At 66.2% G+C, this 19,905-nt stretch carries 25 protein-coding genes; 14 read left to right on the plus strand and 11 right to left on the minus strand.

Translation table 11 applies throughout. From position 1 onward, the window contains the following. Positions 1 to 16: 16 nt before the first annotated feature. The gene (locus KUV49_RS02470; RefSeq protein WP_222451460.1) at positions 17 to 1,318 is read right to left on the minus strand and encodes a hypothetical protein; all 1,302 of its coding nucleotides are present in this window, start codon (positions 1,316 to 1,318) and stop codon (positions 17 to 19) included. 356 nt (positions 1,319 to 1,674) lie between these two features. On the opposite strand from KUV49_RS02470, the gene ffh reads away from it, so the two are divergent. The 8 genes from ffh (at position 1,675) to KUV49_RS02510 (ending at position 6,670) form a co-directional block, all read left to right on the plus strand. Next, complete coding sequence (ffh, locus tag KUV49_RS02475) at positions 1,675 to 3,177, plus strand: signal recognition particle protein (protein ID WP_222451461.1); 1,503 nt, start codon at positions 1,675 to 1,677, stop codon at positions 3,175 to 3,177. A 144-nt stretch (positions 3,178 to 3,321) separates the two neighbouring features. Then, positions 3,322 to 3,891, plus strand: a complete 570-nt coding sequence (locus KUV49_RS02480; protein WP_222451462.1) for a GNAT family N-acetyltransferase — start codon at positions 3,322 to 3,324, stop codon at positions 3,889 to 3,891. Then, positions 3,888 to 4,415 (plus strand): GNAT family N-acetyltransferase, encoded by a 528-nt coding sequence (locus tag KUV49_RS02485; protein ID WP_222451463.1) that lies wholly within the window; start codon positions 3,888 to 3,890, stop codon positions 4,413 to 4,415. The genes KUV49_RS02480 and KUV49_RS02485 overlap by 4 nt, the downstream gene beginning before the upstream one ends. Beyond that, the gene (locus KUV49_RS02490) at positions 4,412 to 5,002 is read left to right on the plus strand and encodes a GNAT family N-acetyltransferase (protein ID WP_222451464.1); all 591 of its coding nucleotides are present in this window, start codon (positions 4,412 to 4,414) and stop codon (positions 5,000 to 5,002) included. Before KUV49_RS02485 ends, KUV49_RS02490 begins: the two co-directional genes overlap by 4 nt. Before the next feature lies 1 nt (position 5,003). Next, positions 5,004 to 5,609, plus strand: coding sequence for a GNAT family N-acetyltransferase (locus KUV49_RS02495; protein WP_222451465.1), 606 nt, complete (start codon positions 5,004 to 5,006; stop codon positions 5,607 to 5,609). Beyond that, positions 5,602 to 5,901 (plus strand): chorismate mutase, encoded by a 300-nt coding sequence (locus tag KUV49_RS02500; protein WP_222451466.1) that lies wholly within the window; start codon positions 5,602 to 5,604, stop codon positions 5,899 to 5,901. Before KUV49_RS02495 ends, KUV49_RS02500 begins: the two co-directional genes overlap by 8 nt. A 106-nt stretch (positions 5,902 to 6,007) precedes the next feature. After that, positions 6,008 to 6,424 (plus strand): 30S ribosomal protein S16, encoded by a 417-nt coding sequence (gene rpsP, locus KUV49_RS02505; RefSeq protein WP_222451467.1) that lies wholly within the window; start codon positions 6,008 to 6,010, stop codon positions 6,422 to 6,424. Positions 6,425 to 6,517: 93 nt separating this feature from the next. Next, positions 6,518 to 6,670, plus strand: a complete 153-nt coding sequence (locus KUV49_RS02510; protein ID WP_222451468.1) for a hypothetical protein — start codon at positions 6,518 to 6,520, stop codon at positions 6,668 to 6,670. An 89-nt stretch (positions 6,671 to 6,759) separates the two neighbouring features. On the opposite strand, the gene KUV49_RS02515 is transcribed toward KUV49_RS02510, so the two are convergent. Next, the gene (locus tag KUV49_RS02515) at positions 6,760 to 8,046 is read right to left on the minus strand and encodes a peptidoglycan-binding protein (protein ID WP_222451469.1); all 1,287 of its coding nucleotides are present in this window, start codon (positions 8,044 to 8,046) and stop codon (positions 6,760 to 6,762) included. A gap of 153 nt (positions 8,047 to 8,199) precedes the next feature. On the opposite strand from KUV49_RS02515, the gene rimM reads away from it, so the two are divergent. The 6 genes from rimM (at position 8,200) to KUV49_RS02545 (ending at position 12,391) form a co-directional block, all read left to right on the plus strand. Continuing rightward, entirely contained in the window at positions 8,200 to 8,706 is a 507-nt protein-coding gene (gene rimM / locus KUV49_RS02520; protein ID WP_222451470.1) for a ribosome maturation factor RimM, read from the plus strand. Between the two features lie 2 nt (positions 8,707 to 8,708). Further along, a complete protein-coding gene (locus tag KUV49_RS02525) occupies positions 8,709 to 9,524 on the plus strand; it encodes a hypothetical protein (protein ID WP_222451471.1) in 816 nt (271 codons plus the stop codon). A gap of 31 nt (positions 9,525 to 9,555) precedes the next feature. Next, on the plus strand, positions 9,556 to 10,356 hold the full coding sequence (gene trmD, locus KUV49_RS02530; RefSeq protein WP_222451472.1) for a tRNA (guanosine(37)-N1)-methyltransferase TrmD: 801 nt from the start codon (positions 9,556 to 9,558) through the stop codon (positions 10,354 to 10,356). A 407-nt stretch (positions 10,357 to 10,763) separates the two neighbouring features. Further along, positions 10,764 to 11,147 carry a 50S ribosomal protein L19 gene (rplS, locus tag KUV49_RS02535; protein ID WP_057790669.1) on the plus strand — a complete coding sequence of 128 codons (384 nt, stop codon included), beginning with the start codon at positions 10,764 to 10,766 and terminating at the stop codon, positions 11,145 to 11,147. Between the two features lie 12 nt (positions 11,148 to 11,159). Further along, the gene (rpmE, locus tag KUV49_RS02540) at positions 11,160 to 11,381 is read left to right on the plus strand and encodes a 50S ribosomal protein L31 (RefSeq protein WP_152490913.1); all 222 of its coding nucleotides are present in this window, start codon (positions 11,160 to 11,162) and stop codon (positions 11,379 to 11,381) included. 200 nt (positions 11,382 to 11,581) lie between these two features. Continuing rightward, positions 11,582 to 12,391 (plus strand): division plane positioning ATPase MipZ, encoded by an 810-nt coding sequence (locus KUV49_RS02545; RefSeq protein WP_222451473.1) that lies wholly within the window; start codon positions 11,582 to 11,584, stop codon positions 12,389 to 12,391. A gap of 73 nt (positions 12,392 to 12,464) precedes the next feature. Here KUV49_RS02545 and KUV49_RS02550 read toward each other — a convergent pair whose 3' ends face one another. From KUV49_RS02550 to KUV49_RS02590, 9 genes are all read right to left on the minus strand, one after another. Beyond that, positions 12,465 to 13,067 (minus strand): 5-formyltetrahydrofolate cyclo-ligase, encoded by a 603-nt coding sequence (locus tag KUV49_RS02550; RefSeq protein WP_222451474.1) that lies wholly within the window; start codon positions 13,065 to 13,067, stop codon positions 12,465 to 12,467. Further along, complete coding sequence (locus KUV49_RS02555; protein WP_222451475.1) at positions 13,064 to 13,921, minus strand: DMT family transporter; 858 nt, start codon at positions 13,919 to 13,921, stop codon at positions 13,064 to 13,066. The genes KUV49_RS02550 and KUV49_RS02555 overlap by 4 nt, the downstream gene beginning before the upstream one ends. 384 nt (positions 13,922 to 14,305) lie before the next feature. Further along, positions 14,306 to 15,526, minus strand: a complete 1,221-nt coding sequence (locus KUV49_RS02560; RefSeq protein WP_222451476.1) for a phenylacetate--CoA ligase family protein — start codon at positions 15,524 to 15,526, stop codon at positions 14,306 to 14,308. Between the two features lie 46 nt (positions 15,527 to 15,572). Further along, on the minus strand, positions 15,573 to 16,400 hold the full coding sequence (locus KUV49_RS02565; protein ID WP_222451477.1) for an ABC transporter ATP-binding protein: 828 nt from the start codon (positions 16,398 to 16,400) through the stop codon (positions 15,573 to 15,575). A gap of 110 nt (positions 16,401 to 16,510) precedes the next feature. Continuing rightward, complete coding sequence (locus KUV49_RS02570; RefSeq protein ID WP_222451478.1) at positions 16,511 to 17,791, minus strand: ABC transporter substrate-binding protein; 1,281 nt, start codon at positions 17,789 to 17,791, stop codon at positions 16,511 to 16,513. 91 nt (positions 17,792 to 17,882) lie between these two features. Next, on the minus strand, positions 17,883 to 18,959 hold the full coding sequence (locus KUV49_RS02575; protein ID WP_222451479.1) for a branched-chain amino acid ABC transporter permease: 1,077 nt from the start codon (positions 18,957 to 18,959) through the stop codon (positions 17,883 to 17,885). Between the two features lie 99 nt (positions 18,960 to 19,058). Further along, complete coding sequence (locus tag KUV49_RS02580) at positions 19,059 to 19,307, minus strand: hypothetical protein (RefSeq protein ID WP_222451480.1); 249 nt, start codon at positions 19,305 to 19,307, stop codon at positions 19,059 to 19,061. Beyond that, the gene (locus KUV49_RS02585; RefSeq protein ID WP_222451481.1) at positions 19,304 to 19,693 is read right to left on the minus strand and encodes a VOC family protein; all 390 of its coding nucleotides are present in this window, start codon (positions 19,691 to 19,693) and stop codon (positions 19,304 to 19,306) included. The genes KUV49_RS02580 and KUV49_RS02585 overlap by 4 nt, the downstream gene beginning before the upstream one ends. Continuing rightward, on the minus strand, positions 19,690 to 19,902 hold the full coding sequence (locus tag KUV49_RS02590; protein ID WP_222451482.1) for a hypothetical protein: 213 nt from the start codon (positions 19,900 to 19,902) through the stop codon (positions 19,690 to 19,692). Before KUV49_RS02590 ends, KUV49_RS02585 begins: the two co-directional genes overlap by 4 nt. Positions 19,903 to 19,905 lie beyond the last annotated feature (3 nt).

Genomic DNA, 19,905 nt, shown 5'->3' on the forward strand with positions numbered 1-19,905 from the left:
AAGCTGGCGCGGACGGCTATTCCGCCGGGTCGTCCTTCTCGAAGAACGACTTCAGCCTGTCAATGGCCCCCGGCTTGTCGCCCTCGGCCGTGTCGCCCTCCTCTTCTGCCGTCTCGTCCCTGCGCACGATCCCGCCTTTCATCACGCCGGCCAGCACCGTGTCCCAAAAGAGGTCGATGTCGCCTTCGCGCAATCGCGCCATCTCCTCGGCGTCCAGCTGCAGCTGATAGCGAAACTCCGCGTTGCCGCCCTGCGCCGCCACCAGCTTGCCCAGGCCCCCGGCCAGCATCCGCTCGGTCCGCGCCGCGCCTTCCGGCACGCTCACGCGCATATCCCGCGCCGCCAGCCGCCAGTCCATGTCGACGAAATCCTCCGACAGGCTCCACCGATCCTCGACCATCACCGTCGCCCGGCCCGTCTCGATCCATGTCAGCGGCGCGCGCGGCACCAGCCGCTTCAGCTGCGCCGCGTCCACGTCCTCGAAGGCCCAGCGCGTCTCGCGCCCCTGCTCGGTGATCTCGCGCGTCTCCACCAACAGCGGCTGCCCAGCCACCTCGGCGGTCAGGTTCGACCGGAACAGCAGGTCAAACAGCGCCAGCCCACTGCGAAACGGCGCCACCTCCCCGGTCTCGATCGCCAGCGTGTAGGCCTCGGTCTCGCGCGGCCGGATCTCAACATCGACACCCTCGACCGCCAGCCGATCAGCCTTGAACGCCCGGCGCGGTTTGGGCAGGCCGCGCGCCTCGCCCGCCGTCTCCTCCCTGGGAAGCGGCGGAATCACATAGCCCTCCACCCCCTCGACCTGGCCGAGGATCAGCCGCGGCGTACTGCCCAGCAGGCTCCACAGGTCCACATCCGCCTCCGCCCGCGCCACGCGCAGATCAAAGGCCAGCCCGGTCTCGTGCGCCCGCGCCATCTCCAGCCCGTTCAGCACCACATGCCCCCCCAGAAGCGATCCGCTGGCCCCGGCATACTCCACGCTCATCCCCGCCTTCTCGCTCGCGGTCTCAAGCACCAATCGCAGGATCGGCTGGAAGAAAACGTAACTCGCCACGACACCCAGCACGCCCAGCATCGCGCTTCCGCCGGCCACCCAATGCACCACCTTGCGCGGGATCAGCGGCTTGCGCGGCGGCGAGGACTTGCCCCTGGCCGAGGCACGCCGCGCCCGCCGGGCCTGGACCCATTCCGCGAACACCCCGCCGAACAGCAGCAAGAAACCCTCGATCACCGCCCCCACGATGGCGCCCAGAATGGCGATCACCGGCGCCATGCACGCCAGGATGATCTCCGCAAAGACAAGAACCAGAGCTTCCATCGCAAAATCCCCCAAACCAATGCGCGCACTCTAGCCGCGCCCGTCACACGCTGCCAACGCCTTAGGTCCCGGTGCCGTGGCCTTGGCGTTTGGGGTGGCGTTCCTGCATCAGCGCCAGCATTGTCACGGAAACACACCACCATATTGACTCGCCCCCCGCAAAGGCCTATCAGCCGCGCAACATCACGGAAGACAGCGCTCTTCCGGTCCCTTGGGCGCAGCCCGGGATCGCCCCCCACCAGCGAGTTTCGCCCGTGGGGGCGCTTCTCGTTTGAATGCCGAGGGGGCGTTTATCGTTTGAACCGTCATCCCTATGTTGGGACGGCATGACAGTAACCGGCGAAGGAGGCCGAGGCATGTTTGAAAATCTTTCCGAACGTCTCTCCGGCGTCTTCGACCGGCTGACAAAACAGGGCGCGCTGAGCGAAGAAGACGTCAAGACCGCCCTGCGCGAGGTCCGCGTCGCCCTCCTGGAAGCCGACGTGTCCCTGCCCGTCGCGCGCGATTTCGTCAAACGCGTGCAGGATCAGGCCACCGGCCAGGCCGTCACCCGCTCGGTCACCCCCGGCCAGCAGGTCGTCAAGATCGTGCACGACGCGCTTGTCGATACGCTCACCGGCTCCGAAGACCCCGGCGCGCTGAAAATCGACAACCCGCCCGCCCCGATCCTCATGGTCGGCCTGCAAGGCTCGGGCAAGACCACCACCACCGCCAAGCTCGCCAAGCGCCTCAAGGACCGCGACGGCAAGCGCGTGCTCATGGCCTCGCTTGACGTCAACCGCCCCGCGGCCATGGAACAGCTCGAAATCCTCGGCCGCCAGATCGGCGTCGACACGCTGCCCATCGTCAAGGGCGAGGATCCCGTCACCATCGCCAAGCGCGCCAAGACGCAGGCGGGTCTCGGTGGCTACGACGTCTACATGCTCGACACCGCCGGTCGCCTGCATATCGACCAGGAACTGATCGCCCAGGCCGCCGCCGTCCGCGACGTCGCCAACCCGCGCGAGACGCTCCTGGTGGTCGACGGCCTGACCGGGCAGGACGCCGTCAACGTCGCCACCGAATTCGACGACAAGATCGGCGTCTCCGGCGTCGTGTTGACGCGGATGGACGGCGACGGCCGCGGCGGTGCGGCCCTGTCGATGCGCGCCGTCACCGGCAAGCCGATCCGCTTCGTCGGCCTCGGCGAAAAGATGGACGCCATCGAAACCTTCGAGCCCGAGCGCATTGCGGGCCGCATCCTCGGCATGGGCGACATCGTCAGCCTCGTGGAAAAGGCGCAACAGACCATCGAGGCCGAACAGGCCGAAAAGATGATGCGCCGCTTCCAGAAGGGTCAGTTCAACATGAACGACCTCAAGATGCAGCTTGAACAGATGCAGAAGATGGGCGGCATGGAAGGCGTGATGGGCATGATGCCCGGCATGGGCAAGATGGCCAAGCAGATGGAAGGCGCGGGCATCGACGACAAGGTCATCACCCACCAGATCGCGCTGGTCAATTCCATGACCAAGAAGGAACGCGCCAATCCCAAGCTCCTGCAGGCCAGCCGCAAGAAACGCATCGCGCAGGGCGCGGGGCTGGAAGTCTCCGAGCTCAACAAGCTTCTGAAGATGCAGCGCCAGATGGGCGACATGATGAAGAAGATGGGCAAGGGCGGGATGCTGAAACAGGCCATGAAAGGCATGTTCGGCAAGGGCCAGCCCTCGCCCGAGGACATGGCCCAGGGCATGGACCCCAAGGCGCTCGAAAAAGCCGCCAAGCAGATGGGCAAGGGCATGCCCGGCGGTGGCTTCCCCGGCATGGGCGGCGGCGGCGGCCTGCCTCCCGGCCTCTCCGGTTTCGGGAAAAAGAAATAACCCCATGGCTTTTTCTTGCCCCAAATACTCAATCCGGCCCTTGCCGCCCGCGCCCCGGCCCGCCCCAACGCGTCGCGGTGCAGCCCGTTGGATAAAAGCCGCGCGGCAGCGCGCCCTTTTGGCCAGACCCACGGCAGGTGCCCCGTGACCCTGCGCCTCGATATCCCCCGGATCGAGACCGACCGCCTCATCCTGCGCGGGCCGGAAGCCAGCGATTTCGAACCGCTGGCCGGCTTCCTGTTGGACCGCGAACGGTCGTGGGGCTTTGGCACGGAAAAGAACTTGTCCCGCGCCTGGCGCTGGTTCGCCATGTCCATCGGCCACTGGGCGCTGCACGGCTTCGGCTATTTCACCATGGAGTGGAAGGACACCGGCCAGCCCTGCGGCATCACCGGCATCTGGGCGCCCGAAGGCTGGCCCGAACCGGAACTCGGCTGGGTCGTCTATGACGGGTTCGAGGGCCGCGGCATCGCCTATGAGGGCGCCGAACGCGCCCGCCGCTGGGCCTACCAGGACCTGGGCCTGACCACGCTGACGTCCAACATCGTGCCCGGCAACACCCGTTCCATCGCGCTGGCCGAACGCCTCGGCGCGCGGTACGAGAAGACCTACAACAACGTCGAGATGGGCGAGGACTACCTCTATCGCCACCCCGGCCCGTCCGAACTGGGCCTCGATTGCGACGCCGACGGCTCCCCCGAGGCCTACGCATGAAGATCACCGTCGACATTCCCGTCATCGAGACCGAGGACCTGATCCTGCGCGAATACCGGGACTCCGATTTCGAGGCCTTCGCCGCCTTCGGCACGTCCCAACGCGCGGCCTATGTCGGCGGCCCGCACAGCCGCTGGGACAGCTGGCGCGCCTTCATGGCCGGGATCGGCCACTGGGCCCTGCGCGGCTACGGAATGTGGATGATCGAACACCGCGACTCCCGTCAGGTCGCGGGCCGCGTCGGCATGATCCTGAACGATGGCTGGGACGAGCCCGAACTGGGCTGGCACATCTACGACGGGTTCGAAGGCAAGGGATTCGCCTACCAGGCCGCCCTCGCCGCGCGCGAGCACGCCGCCCGGCATTTCGGCCTCGACGGCGTCATCTCCTATATCGACGCCACCAACACCCGTTCGCTCCGCCTTGCAGACCGCCTCGGCGCGAAGCACGAGCGCGACGGCACCGTCGTCGGCACCCCCTGCCAGGTCTGGCGCCACCCCCGCATCGGGGAGGCCGCGGCATGACACAGACCATGTCGCAGCCCTGTGAAAACCCGTCCACTCCCGAAGCGATGGCACACGCCGCCGCGCTTGGCGCCGCCTTGCCGGTGCTGACCACAGAACGGCTGACCCTGCGCGCCCCGACCCAGTCCGATTTCGAGGCCTACGCCGCCATCGCCTGCGGTCCGCGCGGGGTGGGCATGGGCGGCCCCATGACGCGCAGCGACGCCTGGTACGACTACGCCTCGATGGTGGGCAACTGGCTCCTGCGGGGCCACGGCCTGTGGTCGGTCGAGGAGACCGCATCCGGCGCGCATCTGGGCTTCGTCGTCATCGGGTTCGAGCCGGGCGATCCGCATCACGAACTGGGCTACATGTTCAACGAGGGTGCCGAAGGCAAGGGCTTCGCCGTCGAGGCTGCCCGCGCCGCACGCGACTACGCGCAGTCCACGCTGAACGTGCCCGTGCTTGACAGCTACATCTTTGCCGGCAACCACCGCTCCATCGCCCTGGCGACACGGCTGGGCGCGGAACATGTCGGCGACATCTCCTACCCGGAAGATGACGAACCGTCCCGCATCTACCGCCACCCTTGCCCGGCGGAGGTCTGAGATGGGCCACCGCGACATCCCCGTGCTGGAAACCGGGCGCCTCGTCCTGCGCGGCCCCGAGGCGACGGACTACCCCGACTTCAAGGCCACCTTCGCCTCCTACCGCTCGCGCTTCATGGGCGGCCCGCTCAACCCCTACGAGGCGTGGATGCTCTACGCCGCCGAGATCGGCCACTGGGAAATCCGCGGCTTCGGCATGTGGATGATCCACCTGCGCGACACCGGCGAGACCGTGGGCATGGCCGGCGGCTGGTTCCCCGCCAAGTGGCCGGAACGCGAAATCGCCTGGATCATCTGGCCCGACAAGGCCGGCAAGGGCTATGCGCTCGAAGCCACGCACAAGGTGCGCGACCATCTGTTCACCACCGCCAACTGGGACGGCGCGGTCAGCTATATCGACCCCAAGAACCTCGATTCCATCCGCCTCGCCGAACGGCTGGGCTGCACCAAGGATCACGAGGCCCCCAGCATCGACGGCTCCGACGCGGTCTACCGCCACCCGTCACCCGCCACCCTGAAATCCGGCCAGATCCGCGACGGGATCGAGCTGGAAATCGGCCACTACCGCGACCCGCTCTTCAAACCGAAGGGGATGCCCATTGACTGACGCCGACACCACCCGCGCCGCGGCCCTGCTGAAAGGCCACCGCGAAAGCATCGACCGGCTCGATGCCATCCTCGTCTATACCCTGGGCGAGCGCTTCAAGCACACCCAGGCTGTGGGTGCGCTCAAGGCCGAACACGACCTTCCCCCGTCCGATCCCGCTCGCGAGGCGCAACAGATCGCACGGCTCGAAGACCTGGCGCACCGCGCCGACCTCGACCCGGAATTCGCCAAGAAATTCCTCAACTTCATCATCGCTGAAGTGATTCAGCACCACAAGCAACACCAGACCTGACGCGGGATCCTCCCGCCAGACCAACCCCGGCGGGGACCCCCGCCACACCAACCGTAGGGTGGGGTTTCACCCCACCACACCAACGCCATTCAGAAGGAGAACACCAATGGCCATGAAAATCCGCCTTGCCCGTGGTGGCAGCAAGAAACGCCCCCACTACTCGATCGTCGCCGCCGACAGCCGCATGCCGCGCGACGGCCGCTTCATCGAGAAGCTGGGCACCTACAACCCGCTCCTGCCCAAGGACAGCGAAGACCGCGTCAAGATGAACATGGAGCGCGTGCAGCACTGGCTGGATCACGGCGCACAGCCCTCCGACCGCGTCTCGCGCTTCCTCGAAGCCGCCGGCGTGCTGGAGAAGAAAGAGCGCGCCAACATGAAGAAGGCCGAGCCGGGCCAGAAAGCCAAGGACCGCGCCGAGGAAAAAGCCGCCAAGGCCGCCGAGGCAGCCGAAGCCGCCAATGCCCCCGCCGAGGAAGCCCCGGCCGAAGAGGCCGCCGCGGAAGAAACCAGCGAAAGCTGATCCGCACCCGCCGCTTTCGGCGCTATGATCTCCGTGCCGCCCCCGCGCTCAGCCGGGGCGGCACGCACCGCTTTCGCTTTCGGGACATCCCAAATGTTCGGCCTCATACGCCTTGTCGTCCTCAGTTCCCTGACCTTCGTCGCGGGCGTCTTCTTCGAACGTCACAACGTCTCCGAGGCCTGCACGGCGCAGGGTGGCCTCGCAGCCGACGGGCTGTGCGTGGTGCAAAACACCGGGGCGAACTGAACCGCCGCGTATCGAGAAACGCCGCGCAAGAATCAATCGCTGCCAGCCTTTCGCCCTTCGCTGACACCTCAGGTTAACGGCGAAACGCGCTATTCCGCGAGACCCAGCGCCGCCAGCGTCTTGCGGTCCGGCGCGCCGGTCTCCGGCAGACCCTTCTCGGATTGGAACCGTTTCATCGCGGCGCGCGATCCCGGCCCCCATTGCCCGTCCGCGACACCCGCATCGAACCCACCCGCATTCAGCAGGGTCTGGATCGCCTTGTAATCCTCACGGCTCAACTCCAGCGTCGACCAGCCGCACGCCCCGGCCACGGCCTCGATCGCATCGCGGTGCCCGGCAAGGTCGAAGGAAGCGTCGTGCCGCTCGCCGTTCTTTTCCACCAGGCGCAGGAACAGTGTCTCGGCCTCATAGATCCGCCGCATCATCCGCTCGGCCTTTGCGCCGAACAGGCCCGCGCCCTTGTTGTTGGTCAAGGAACTCCAGCTCTCGGTCCGGGCCTCCTGCTCGTCGATCCGGATCGTCACGTCGAACGCCTGGCGCCGGTAGTCGCTGATCAGGAAATCATCCTGGATGAAGATAAAGGCCGTCTGTCCCTCGCTGCACCGCGCCAGCAGTGCCGTCACCCCGGCAAAGGCCTGCGGGTCGTATTCCGAATAATTGATCGCCGTCACCATCGGACTGTCGTCAATCGCCGCGCGCTCTCGTTCGATTGTCCACCAGCCGGAAATCTGGTCACCGTCATCGCTGGCCTGCGAGAAGGGCCGCAGCGTATACTCCACCTGCGGATACCGCGGATCGGCCCAGTCGGGCGCCGATGGGATGCCCTCGTTGGCCGCGCCTTTTTGCGAAGCGGTATCGGCCACGGCGGCTGTCGTACCGGGGTCTTCTGGTGTGACGGGGGCCGGGGCTGGAAAAGCGATCCCGTATTTTGCCTGAAGATAGGCCATCTGCAACTGCGCCAGCGTCAGTTTCTCGGTCTCGACCCGGCTCAGCGCCACGGCCTGGATAAGCCCGCCCGACCGCTTTGCCTCGGCCTCGGCCTCGGTGATCCGCTCTTGGGCCGCAGCCATGTCCCCAAGCAATTTGTCCGCCTTGGCAAGGTCGGGTGTCACCGCCGCGACGACAACTTCCACCGTGGCTTTGCCACTGTCGGCCTGCGCGCGGTTTTCGACCATCTGCCGTGCCAGCAGCAGCGCTTCGCGGCGTGCCACGGCAAGGTCACGGACCAATCCGCCTTCGTAGCGCGCGATCGTTGCGTCCACGTCGGCGACCTGCGCGTCGATCGCCGCGATCTCGCGGCTCAACGCGTCCTCCTGCGCCTGTGCGACCCTTGGCATAAACCCCGACAAGACCAGAACCAGCAACAAGAACCGCATATGTCCCCCCTCAAGATTTTGCGCCAAACTGCGCTTTATCCGTTAACAGATCGTTAACCGTGAAAAAGGAACGGATTTCCCGTAGGCACCCCCCTGTGATTGCGATACATCACCCGCCATGACACGGCAGCCCCGAAACAAGATAATATCTAGATGACCGACCTTATCTGCATAGGCGCCGTCGCCGGCGCGTTCGGCGTCCGGGGCGAGCTGCGGCTGAAATCCTTCACCGCTACGCCCGAGGATATCGCCACCTACGGCCCCGTCACCTCCGAGGACGGCACCCAAAGCTACACGATCACCCTCACCGGCCAGGCCACCAAGGGCGCGCTCATCGCGCGGCTCTCCGGCGTCGCCACCAAGGAACAGGCCGACGCCCTGCGCGGCCTGCGTCTCTTCGTCGAGCGTGACCGCCTGCCCGCCCTGCCCGACGACGAATACTACCACGCCGACCTCATCGGGCTGGACGTGTACGACACCGGCGGCACCCTCCTGGGCCGGGTGAAGTCGGTCCAGAACCACGGCGCCTCGGACATCCTCGAAATCCACGGGCCGGGGCTCAAGTCCACCGTCCTTCTGCCCTTCACGCTCGAGGCCGTGCCCACCGTCGATCTCGCCTCGGGTCGCATCATCGCAGACCCGCCCGAGGGCCTGTTCTGACCATGCCGCGCATCCTGCTGCATCCGGGGTTTCACAAGACCGGCACCTCTTCCCTGCAACGCGGCGCGGCGGACCTGCAGCGCACCCTGCGCCCGCATCTGCGGCTGATCTTCACCCAGGACCTCATCGACGCCACCCGCATGGCCAAACGCTTTTCGGCCTATGGCGACCATGCCGATCTGAACCGTTTTGCCGACACGTTCACCGCCGCCATCCGGCGCATCGACGCGAGCGACCCGCGCGCCCTGATGATCACCTCCGAGGACCTTTGCGGCTATATCCCCGGCAACCACGGCGTCACGACCTATGCCGCGGCGGCCCCGCTGATGAACGTCGCCACCGCCGTTCTGGCGGCCCATTTCGGCCCCGACGCGGCGCTCGGCGTGCTCTTCACCACCCGCGCGCCCCGCGACTGGCAGCGCAGCGTCTGGTGGCAGAACCTGCGCGCCCTGCGCCTGACCGAGGAGTTCGAGACCTACCGCGCCCACCTCTCCGGCGCCGCCGATCTCGCCACGATCGTCGACAGCGTCGACGCGCGCATCCGCCACCGCGCCACCGTTCTCGACGCGCCCATCGAAGAGACCGGCGCCGACCCTCTCGGTCCCCTGGGCCTTGCCCTCGATCATCTCGAGGTGCCCCGCGACGGCCTCCCGCCCCTGCCCGCCCACAACGTGCAGCCCGATGGCGCCGCCGAGGAACTCCTGGCGCTCAACCGATCCGCCCTGTCCGACACGGACCTGGCCGAGGCCAAGCGCGCCGTGCTCAAACGCTACCGCGCCGCCGGCGCCACGCGCCAGACCCGCGCCACGCCCGCTTGACGCGGCCAGGGTTTGCACCGCACATAGCCCCATGTCCGACAAAGCCTCGAAATCCCACGGTCGCAAGTCGATCACCGCATCGCTGAAACCGCGCAGCCTGATGGACGGCCCCGAACGCCTCGCCCGGGCGTGGTCGGCACAGGTCATCACCCTCTTGCCCGACGCGTTTCCCGGCATCCTGGGCCACAGCCTGACCGGCAAGGCGCTGAAGGACGGCCTGTGGCAACTCGACACGATCGACCTGCGTGGTTTCGGCGAAGGCAAGCACCGCAACGTCGACGACACCCCCGCCGGTGGCGGTGCCGGCATGGTCCTGCGGGCCGACGTGATGGGCCGCGCCCTCGACCACGCCCTGCCGCGTGCGCCCAAAGGCGCGCCACTGGTCTATCTCAGCCCGCGCGGCACGCCCTTCACCCAAGCCATGGCCCGCCACTGGGCCACCCGCCCCGGTGTGACGATGATCTGCGGCCGCTTCGAAGGCCTCGACCAGCGCGTGATCGAGCATTACGACATAGAGGAAGTCTCGCTGGGCGATTTCGTCCTCACCGGCGGCGACCTCGCCGCCCAGGCCATGATCGACGCCACGGTGCGGCTCCTGCCCGGTGTCCTGGGCAACGAAAGCTCGACAGAGGAAGAAAGCTTCTCCGACGGTCTGCTGGAACACCCCCAGTACACTCGCCCCGCCGAATGGCAGGGGCGCAAGATCCCCGACGTGCTGATGTCCGGCCACCACGGCGAAATCGCCAAGTGGCGGCGCGCCATGTCCGAGAAACTGACGCGGGACAGGCGGCCGGATCTGTGGGCGGCGCAAGGGTCCGACGGCACGGATTGAACGCCTCGTCATCCTCGGGCTTGACCCGAGGATCTCCTGCTCAAGAGATCCCGGATCACGTCCGGGATGACGCTCCGCGTATCGCGATAGAAAATACGTATTTTCTATCCCGTTTTCTGCGTAGAAAACGGTCCGCCCCGCGCTCAACACTGCTCTTGATCGACACTCCATTTCCCCCTATACACCGCCCGTCCGGGGCTCGACCGAGTCGTCCGGACCTGTTTGTTTGGCATGAAGGGCCTGCTTTCTTCGGCACCCCCCCGCCCGGCACGCAGCGCAGAGACAAAAGACATGACGACCTGACCTCCGGCGGGCACTTCCCAGTGGACCCGATAGAAGACCAGGAGCTCTCAAGGCCGCGCATCACCTTTGCGGGACAACCGCAAGCAACGTAAGGAGTGGATCAGATGGACCTGATCGCTGAAATCGAGGCGGAACAAATCGCCGAACTGGGGAAAACCATCCCCGATTTCAAGGCCGGCGACACCGTGCGCGTCGGCTTCAAGGTGACCGAGGGCACCCGCAGCCGTGTGCAGATGTTCGAAGGCGTCTGCATCAGCCGCAAGAACGGCGAAGGCATCGCTGGCTCGTTCACCGTACGCAAGATTTCCTTCGGTGAAGGCGTGGAACGGGTGTTCCCGCTCTACTCGACCAACATCGACAGCATCGAAGTCGTGCGCCGTGGCCGCGTCCGCCGCGCCAAGCTGTATTACCTGCGCCAGCGCCGCGGCAAGTCGGCCCGGATCGCAGAGGTTTCCAACTACAAGCCCAAGTCGGGCGCAAACGCGTAAGGAGCGGATAGCATGAAAAAAGATCTGCACCCCGATTACCACTTCATCGACGTGAAGATGACCGACGGAACCATCGTCCAGATGCGCTCGACCTGGGGCAGCGAAGGCGACACCCTGTCGCTCGACGTCGACCCCTCCGTGCACCCCGCCTGGACCGGCGGCGGCACCCGCCTGATGGACTCCGGCGGCCGCGTGTCGAAGTTCAAGAACAAGTACGCGGGCCTCGGCTTCTAAAGCCGCCGCGCCAGCACCCTCGAAACGCCGCTCCGTCCCGGGGCGGCGTTTTTCGTTTGCACCCCCGGCATGGCGCAAATGCAATATTTCCACGAGATCGTGTCGAACCGGCTTCAACCGGGCCGTCATACACCATAAAGTGGCGTCCAAACCTGCAAGGCAATTCGCCGGGTCAAAAGCGGGGCAAAAGGGCAAGGGGCATGGCACATATCATCGTCGTCGGAAACGAAAAGGGCGGGGCGGGCAAATCCACCGTCTCGATGCATGTCGCGACCGCGCTCGCCCGGATGGGCCACAACGTCAGCGCGCTCGACCTCGACCTGCGGCAAAAGACATTCGGCCGCTACGCCCACAACCGGACGGCCTACCTGGCCAAGGAAGGGCTCGACCTGCCCGGCCCGCACTACCACGACCTGCCCGAGGTCGACCCCGACAAGCTGAAGCCCGGCGAGAACGTCTATGACCGCCGCCTGTCTGCGGCGGTGGCCGAGCTGGAACCCGACAGCGACTTCATCGTGATCGACTGCCCCGGCTCGCACACGCGGCTCAGCCAGGTGGCCCATTCGCTGGCCGACACGCTGGTCACGCCCCTCAACGACAGCTTCGTCGATTTCGACCTCCTGGCGCATGTCGACACCGACGGACTCAAGATCCTGGGGCCGTCCGTCTATTCCGAGATGGTCTGGAACGCGCGGCAGCTGCGGGCGCAGGCCGGGCTGAAACCGATAGACTGGATCGTGGTGCGCAACCGCCTCGGCGCACAGCAGATGGTGAACAAGGAAAAGATGGGCGCGGCGCTGGAAAACCTCGCCAAGCGCATCGGCTTCCGCACCGCGCCGGGCTTCAACGAACGGGTCATCTTCCGGGAGCTCTTTCCGCGCGGCCTCACCCTGCTGGACCTCAAGGATATCGGCGTCAAGGGCCTCAACATCTCCAACGTCGCCGCGCGCCAGGAACTGCGCGACCTCGTCAAGGCCCTGCACCTGCCGGGCGTGACGGTGGACTTCTGACGGCACGGGGCCGCACGCGGCGGATTTCGAGTATTTTCGGCAAGAAAAAGCAGCAGGGCGGCGCGTTCAGGTGTCACACCACGCGGCGCACATGCGACCCGTCGCCCAGGATCACGTCATCCATCGGCACGTCCCAGGGCTGCGGAAAGATCGTCTGCACCGGGCAGAAATCATGCCCCACGCCGATCACGCGCGGGCGCGGCGTCAGCGCCGCAAGCGTCATGTCGTAATAGCCGCCCCCGTTGCCCAGCCGGTAACACGCGTCATCGACCCCCAGCAGCGGCGCGATGACGAGATCGGGCACGACCTCCGCCGCGTCTGCCGGAACCGGGATGTTCCACAGGCCGCGCGTCATCCTCGCGCCCGGCTCCCACGCGCGAAACACGAGGGGCCGGCCTTTCGCCACCACCACCGGCAAGGCCAGGCGGCCGCCGGCCTCGCGCAGTCGGGTCAGCCACGGACGCAGGTCAAGTTCACCGCGGATCGGCCAGTACGCGGCCACGGTCCTGCCCTGCATGTCCTCCAGCACCCGGTCCAGCGCGGCCGCCACCGCGCCCGCCTGCATGCTCTGCTCCTGCACCGTCAGTTCGCGCCGCAACGCGTAAAGCCGGTCACGGTCGCGCTTGCGAAACACATCGACCCCTGCCACGGGCGTCGGCTGACCGTCACCGCTCATCGCCGCCGCCTGAGCGCCACCATGTTCGACACCACGAGCGCCCCGATCACCACCGCACCGCCGACGATGGCCCAACGCCCCGGGTCCTCGCCCACCACGGCCCAGACCAGCAGCGGCGCCAATACCGATTCCAGCAGGATCAGCAAAGACACCTCCGCCGAGCTGATATAGCGCGGTCCCAGCGTCAGAAAGCATGTGGCGACCGCGATGAACGCCCCGTGCAGCGCGAACAGGTGCCACTGCGCCGCCACCGGCACCATCGGCGACACGAAGGGCAGCACCACCAGCCCGGCCCCGATATAGGCCACCGGGATGGCCGGGATCATCGAGACATCCTTCAACTGCCGCACCGCCGTCAGCGCACCGGCGTAAGAGGCGCAGACGATCACCGCCCAGATGTCGCCCTTCCAGCTGGCGATCTCGTTCTCGCCCGAGCCATAGGCGATGATCGCCAGCCCCGCAAAGACGCCCAGCATGGTCAGCACCATGCGCCGGCTGATCCCCTCGCCCAGGAATACCTTGCCGAAAAGGGCGGCGAAGACCGGCATCGAGGCAAAGATGAACACCACGTTCGCCACGCTGGTCTGCGTCACCGCCAGCACGAAACCCGGCGCGGTCGAGCCCATCAGCACGATATAGATCACCCCCGGCCAGCCCGTGCTCAGCGACGCCCGGATCGACCCGCGCGGCATGAAGGCCAGCACGCCCACCAGGATGAACACCCCGGCGGTGATCCCGCGCCAGAAGGCCACGACCAGCGGCTCCGCCTCGATCAGCCGCACGAAAAGGGAGTCGGGCACCACGAACAACACGCCCAGCGTGGTCAGCAGCAGCCCCTTGAGATGCGCATTCATAGGGAATAACTGCCCGGAATTTGATCAGAATGTAAAGACCGGCGGCGCGGATTTCATCATGGACTGATGCCAAGTGGACATGAGCTTCGTAGGTCGGTTGTGCGGCCGAAGCCACCGTTCCCAACGGAGGCCATCGTCAGCCCCTGGGATGGCGATGCGACGGCAACTATGAAGCACTTTATGCCTGCCGAATACATCCTCCGAAGGATCGTCGTGCCCAGCCTCGGCCAAATCGCCAGCCCAAGGGAGGGGCTGACGATGGCCGGGCCGCTGCGCGGCTGTTAACCGGCTGGGTGCGCGATACCAGTGTCTTGCAAGGAGGCAGCGCCACCATTCGCCGCACGCGCAACATCGGCGCCGCGCTCCATCTCTTCCGCGCCCCCCTCACTCGTAGCTGCGCAAATCCTCGATCACCTTGCCATCGTTGGGCAGGCTCCCCTTGGCCACCACCTCGATCCGGCCCTTCAGCTTCAGCACGTCCGAAACCGTCGCCGCATAGGCCTCGGGCGCGCCGCCCTCGGCCTCGATCTGCACGGTCATCACGTCCATCTCGCCCTCGCGGCTGGCCACCACCCGGGCGCGCGCGATCTCGGCATGCTTGGCCACCAGCGCGGCCACCTGCTCGGGCCGCACGAACATGCCCTTGATCTTGGTGGTCTGGTCGGCGCGCCCCATCCAGCCCTTGATCCGCATGTTGGTGCGTCCGCAGGGGCTTTCCCCCTCCATGACGGCGCTCAAATCGCCCGTGGCGAAACGGATCAGCGGATAATCCGGGTTCAGCGTGGTCACCACCACCTCGCCCACCTCGCCGGGCTTTACCGGATCACCTGTGCCGGGCGTCACGATCTCGACGATCACGCCCTCGTCGACGATCATCCCCTCCTGCGCCGCGCTTTCATAGGCGATGTTGCCCAGATCGGCGGTGGCATAGCATTGCAGGCACTGAATCCCCCGGTCCGCATATTCCTGCCGCAGCGACGGAAAGAGCGCCCCGCCTCCCACGGCAGCCTTGGTGATGCTCAGGCGCAGCCCCATCTCGTCCGCCTTGTCCAGGATCACCTTCAGGTAATCCGGCGTCCCGGCATAGGCCGTGGTCCCGGTGTCATGCGCGGCCCTTACCTGCAGCTCGGTCTGCCCCGTCCCGGCGGGCAGCACCGTGGCCCTCACGGCCCGCGCGCCGTTCTCGAACATCATGCCCGCCGGCGTCAGGTGATAGCCGAAACAGTTCTGCACGATATCCCCCGCGCCCACTCCGCAGGCATGCAGGAACCGCCCCATCCGCCACCAGTCGCCCCCGGCCCCGCCCGGCTCGTAGATCGGCCCGGGACTCTGGAACACATGCGCAAAGCTTGAGGCCGGCGCCGCCGTCAGCCCGCCAAAGGGCGGCGCGGCCTTCTGCGCCGCGCCCAGGTCCGCCTTGCGCAGCACCGGCAAACCGGCCAGGTCGGCCACGCTCTTGATATCTCCCGGCGCGGCCCCGCGCAGCGTGTCGCCATATCCCGGCAAGCCCTTTGCCCGTTCGATCTGCGCACCCAGCGCTTCGGATATGGCCGCCGCCCGCGCATCGGGACTCCGCGTCTCAAGATCGTCGTAAAACTGGCTCATCTCGTTGCTCTCCACCGGCCCTCATCGGCCATTGCGACCCTGTCCATCAGCTCAGCCACCGCTTGCGGCGGCGATAGCTGCGCACGTCGCGGAACGATTTGCGCCCCTCGTCCGACATGCCCAGGTAGAATTCCTTCACATCCGGGTTCTCGCGCAACTCCTTCGCCGGCCCGTCCATCACCACGCGCCCACTCTCGAGGATGTACCCGTACTGCGCGAACCGCAGCGCCACGTTCGTGTTCTGCTCGGCCAGCAGGAAGGTATAGCCCTCCTCCTCGTTCAGCGACTTCACGATTCCGAAAATCTGCTCCACCAGCTGCGGCGCCAGCCCCATCGAGGGCTCGTCCAGCAGGATCGTCTCGGGCCGCGACATCAGCGCCCGCCCGATCGCGCACATCTGCTGCTCCCCGCCCGAGGTGTAGCCCGCCTGGCTCTTCCGCCGCTCCTTCAGGCGCGGAAAATACTCGTAGACAAGGTCCAGATCCTTCTCGATCTCGCCCTTGCTCGACCCGCGCGTATAGGCCCCCGTCAACAGGTTCTCCTCCACCGTCAGGTGCTCGAAGCAATGGCGCCCCTCCATCACCTGGATCACGCCCTTCTTCACCAGCTCCGACGGCACAAGATCCTGCACCCGCTCGCCGCGGTACCGGATGTTGCCCTTGGTCACCTCGCCCCGCTCGGATTTCAGCAGGTTGGAAACCGCCTTCAGCGTGGTGGTCTTGCCCGCCCCGTTGCCGCCCAGAAGCGCGGTGATCCCGCCCTTCGGCACGCTCAGGCTCACGCCCTTCAGCACGAGGATCACGTGGTTGTAGATCACCTCGATATTGTTCACCTCAAGCAGGTTCTCTTCGGTCTGGACAGCAGCCTCGGCCATGCTTCGGTCTCCATCGCGCCGGATCCCGCATGCGACCCGCGCTTTTTCTTGTCAAAAATACTCGAAATCCCCCGGCCGCCACCTCGCGCAGCGGCCGGGGAAAGATCAGATCAGCAACCCGGCTCGATCCCGTTCTCTTCCGCGAACGCCGCCGAATCCTCTTCCACCAGCGGCTGGATGACCTCCGTGTCCGACTGGTAGTACTCGGTGATCAGGTCGAACGCGCCGGCCTCCGCATTCCATTGCGACACGGCGCCAAAGCCGTTGCCGCCATGGTTCTCGCAAGACACCTTGAACTCGGGGCCGAAATTCGGAAGGCCAAGTGCGGCCATCTTCTCTTCGGTCATTTCCAGGTTCTCCATCCCGTCGCGCATCTGGGCCGCGTCGATGGCGGTCACACCGTGCATTTCCTGCGCGGTCTTGATCGCCTCGGCGGCCAGCATCGCGGCATACATCCCCCGGTTATAGAGAACCGAGCCGATCTGGTCGCCCGCACCGGCGGCATTGCCGGTATCCACGACATATTGCTGGATGTCGTCATAGACCGGGTAATCGGAGCCGAGGTTGTGGAAGGTCAGTGCCTTGTACCCGTCGGCCCCGGCGCCCGCGGATTTCACGTCATTCTCCGAGCCGGACCACCAGATGCCGATGAAGTTCTCCATCGGGAACCGGATGTTCACGGCTTCCTGGATCGCGACCTGGTTCATCACGCCCCAGCCCCACATGATCACGTAATCCGGGCGCTGCTGGCGCACCTGCAACCACTGCGATTTCTGCTCCTGGCCCGGGTGATCCACCGGCAGCAGCATCAGCTCGTAGCCATGCTTCTCGGCCAGCTTCTCCAGCGTGCGGATCGGCTCCTTGCCATAGGCCGAGTTGTGATAGACCAGCGCCACCTTCTTGCCGCTCAGGTCGCCCCCGTTCTGCTCCGCCAGGTGCGTGATCGCGAGGCTTGCGCCGTCCCAGTAGTTGGCGGGATAGTTGAACACCCACTTGAACACCTCGCCGGCCTTGGCGCTGGTGCGGCCATAGCCCATCGTGTGAAGCGGGATGCCATCGGCCGTCGCCTTCGGGATCAGCTGATAGGTGATGCCTGTCGACAGCGGCTGATACACCAGCGCGCCTTCGCCCTTGGTGGCCTCGTAGCACTCCACGCCCTTCTCGGTGTTGTACCCGGTCTCGCATTCGATCAGGTTGATCTTCTCGCCGCCGATGCCGCCGTCACGCTCGTTCAGCAGGGTGAAATAATCCTGGTAGCCATCCGAGAACGGAATGCCGTTCGCCGCATAAGGCCCGGTGCGATAGCTGGTATCGACAATGGTCAGCTCCGCAAGCGCGGGGCTCGCCACCATCGCCACAGCCGCAATCGCTGTCAGCAGTCTTTGTTTCATCGGTTTGTTCCTCCCTTGGTATGTCCGATGTCTTGTCATGGGCGCGAGCGCCCAACCCGTAGGGCGGGATTTCATCCCGCCACGCCGCCCCCTAATGCGGAAACGGCCATAGTCTCAGTTTCTCCTTGGCCACCCGCCACAGCTGCGCCAGCCCGTGCGGCTCGGCCACCAGGAAGATCACGATCAGCCCGCCCACGATGATGAACTCGAAATGCGCCGCCAGGTCGGTGGGCCAGCCCAAACCGCCCACCAGCACGTTCTTCAGCAGAACCGGCAACAGCACCAGAAACGCCGCCCCGGCAAAGCTGCCGAAGATCGACCCCAGCCCCCCGATGATCACCATGAACAGCACCAGGAACGACTTGTTGATGCCGAAAACCTCGCCCACTTCCACGGCGCCCAGGTAGACGGCAAAGAACAGCGCGCCGGCAATACCCACGAAAAAGCCCGACACGGCAAAGGCGCTCAGCTTGGCCTTCAGCGGATTGACCCCTATGATCTCGGCCGCGATGTCCATGTCGCGGATCGCCATCCACTGCCGCCCCTGCATCCCCCGCGTCAGGTTCCGCGCCACCAGCGCGCAAACCACTGTGAACACCAGGCAGAAAAGATACGCGGCCCAGGGCGCGGTCTCGGCCCCGGTGATCGGCACGCCCAGAACCGTGCGCTCCGGCGCATTGATCTGCCCCGAGGCCGAGTAGTTGTAGAACCACCCCACCCGGTTGAAGAGCCACACGAGGAAAAACTGCGCCGCCAGCGTCGCCACCGCCAGGTAGAACCCCTTGATCCGCAAGCTCGGCAGCCCGAAGAGCACGCAGACCCCCGCCGTGATCCCGCCCGAGAGGATCACGTGGATAAATATGCTCACCTCGGGAAACCCGGTCATCAGCTTGTAACAGGCATAGGCCCCCACGGCCATGAACCCCCCGGTGCCCAGGCTCACCTGCCCGCAATAGCCCACCAGGATGTTCAGCCCGATCGCCGCAATCGAATAGATCAGGAACGGCAGGAAGACCGCGTTGACCCAGTAATCGTTGATCACGAAGGGCACGACGGCAAACGCCACAAGCAACACCGCGTAATAGCGATACCTGTCGAACTTGATCGGAAAGGTCTGGCTGTCCGCCACGTAGGACGTCTTGAAATCGCCCGCCTCACGATAAAACATCAGATCTCTCCTCCACCAGAGTCACATGCGCCCATCGAAGGTCCCGGGCGGGCGGGTGCCGTGGCCCGCAGGGACACGCGGTCGCCCGCGCGGGGCCTCTCAAACAGGTTCCGCATCGTCATCCTCCCGCGTCATCACCCGGTTCGCGGGCCGGGCATAGCCCGTCTCCTCCGCGTGCCGCACCAGCCAGAGCCAGGCCAGCATCCCCGCGCCGCCGCCCAGCGCCGCCAGGACCGCCGCCACCACCATCTGCCCGGCCGACCCCACGCCCGAGGTCAGCGCCAGGTACCCGAAGGCCCAGAACCCCGACCACGCGACAACGTTCAGAATCGCGATCATCTGTCTCATGTCCCGGTCTCTCCCTCGAACGTGGCCGCGTCGCCGGGCCAGTCGTCGCCCTGCGGCCCCACCAAGCAGAACCTGTGCCCGGTCGGCGCCTCCATCACGATCCAGCCGCGCAGCCGGTCGACCTCCCGCGCGCCCAGCGCCGTCAGTCGCGCGCACTCCGCTTCCTGGTCGTCGGTCTCGATATCCAGATGCACGCGCGGCGCGTGATCCACCGCCTGCAACAGCACCTTCGGGTGCCCGCGATGCCCGTCGAACTCGGTGTATTTCCCGCGCTCGTCGATCTTTGCGTCCTTGCCCAGCGCCGCCGACCAGAACGCCGTGGCCTCCGACAGGTCGTCGGTCTGGCAATCAATGCAGACCACGCTGATACGCGCCTTGTGGGTCATGCCCCGCCCTCCCCGTCCTTCAGCATATTCGCCTTCAGCGCCGCGAACTTCGCCTGCGCCGCGCCCCAGCTTTCCCCGGCCCGCCGGGCCATCGAGATTTCCGCGCCGCAACTGCCGCAGGCAAAGGCCGCCCCCTCCATCAGCGCCCGCGTCTCTATCGCGATGGGCGTGCCGCAATCCGGGCAGTCTATGCTCTGCTCAAGGCGCACCGC

The sequence above is a fragment of the Roseovarius atlanticus genome (assembly GCF_019802205.1).
Lineage (GTDB): Bacteria > Pseudomonadota > Alphaproteobacteria > Rhodobacterales > Rhodobacteraceae > Roseovarius > Roseovarius atlanticus_A.

Excerpts from the sequence above, each read along its gene's own strand:
- KUV49_RS02470 (WP_222451460.1), bottom strand. The coding sequence starts at position 1,318 with ATGGAAGCTCTGGTTCTTGTCTTTGCGGAGATCATCCTGGCGTGCATG.
- ffh (WP_222451461.1), top strand. The coding sequence starts at position 1,675 with ATGTTTGAAAATCTTTCCGAACGTCTCTCCGGCGTCTTCGACCGGCTG.
- KUV49_RS02485 (WP_222451463.1), top strand. The coding sequence starts at position 3,888 with ATGAAGATCACCGTCGACATTCCCGTCATCGAGACCGAGGACCTGATC.
- KUV49_RS02490 (WP_222451464.1), top strand. The coding sequence starts at position 4,412 with ATGACACAGACCATGTCGCAGCCCTGTGAAAACCCGTCCACTCCCGAA.
- KUV49_RS02495 (WP_222451465.1), top strand. The coding sequence starts at position 5,004 with ATGGGCCACCGCGACATCCCCGTGCTGGAAACCGGGCGCCTCGTCCTG.
- rpsP (WP_222451467.1), top strand. The coding sequence starts at position 6,008 with ATGGCCATGAAAATCCGCCTTGCCCGTGGTGGCAGCAAGAAACGCCCC.
- KUV49_RS02510 (WP_222451468.1), top strand. The coding sequence starts at position 6,518 with ATGTTCGGCCTCATACGCCTTGTCGTCCTCAGTTCCCTGACCTTCGTC.
- KUV49_RS02515 (WP_222451469.1), bottom strand. The coding sequence starts at position 8,046 with ATGCGGTTCTTGTTGCTGGTTCTGGTCTTGTCGGGGTTTATGCCAAGG.
- rimM (WP_222451470.1), top strand. The coding sequence starts at position 8,200 with ATGACCGACCTTATCTGCATAGGCGCCGTCGCCGGCGCGTTCGGCGTC.
- KUV49_RS02525 (WP_222451471.1), top strand. The coding sequence starts at position 8,709 with ATGCCGCGCATCCTGCTGCATCCGGGGTTTCACAAGACCGGCACCTCT.
- trmD (WP_222451472.1), top strand. The coding sequence starts at position 9,556 with ATGTCCGACAAAGCCTCGAAATCCCACGGTCGCAAGTCGATCACCGCA.
- rplS (WP_057790669.1), top strand. The coding sequence starts at position 10,764 with ATGGACCTGATCGCTGAAATCGAGGCGGAACAAATCGCCGAACTGGGG.
- rpmE (WP_152490913.1), top strand. The coding sequence starts at position 11,160 with ATGAAAAAAGATCTGCACCCCGATTACCACTTCATCGACGTGAAGATG.
- KUV49_RS02545 (WP_222451473.1), top strand. The coding sequence starts at position 11,582 with ATGGCACATATCATCGTCGTCGGAAACGAAAAGGGCGGGGCGGGCAAA.
- KUV49_RS02550 (WP_222451474.1), bottom strand. The coding sequence starts at position 13,067 with ATGAGCGGTGACGGTCAGCCGACGCCCGTGGCAGGGGTCGATGTGTTT.
- KUV49_RS02555 (WP_222451475.1), bottom strand. The coding sequence starts at position 13,921 with ATGAATGCGCATCTCAAGGGGCTGCTGCTGACCACGCTGGGCGTGTTG.
- KUV49_RS02560 (WP_222451476.1), bottom strand. The coding sequence starts at position 15,526 with ATGAGCCAGTTTTACGACGATCTTGAGACGCGGAGTCCCGATGCGCGG.
- KUV49_RS02565 (WP_222451477.1), bottom strand. The coding sequence starts at position 16,400 with ATGGCCGAGGCTGCTGTCCAGACCGAAGAGAACCTGCTTGAGGTGAAC.
- KUV49_RS02570 (WP_222451478.1), bottom strand. The coding sequence starts at position 17,791 with ATGAAACAAAGACTGCTGACAGCGATTGCGGCTGTGGCGATGGTGGCG.
- KUV49_RS02575 (WP_222451479.1), bottom strand. The coding sequence starts at position 18,959 with ATGTTTTATCGTGAGGCGGGCGATTTCAAGACGTCCTACGTGGCGGAC.
- KUV49_RS02580 (WP_222451480.1), bottom strand. The coding sequence starts at position 19,307 with ATGAGACAGATGATCGCGATTCTGAACGTTGTCGCGTGGTCGGGGTTC.
- KUV49_RS02585 (WP_222451481.1), bottom strand. The coding sequence starts at position 19,693 with ATGACCCACAAGGCGCGTATCAGCGTGGTCTGCATTGATTGCCAGACC.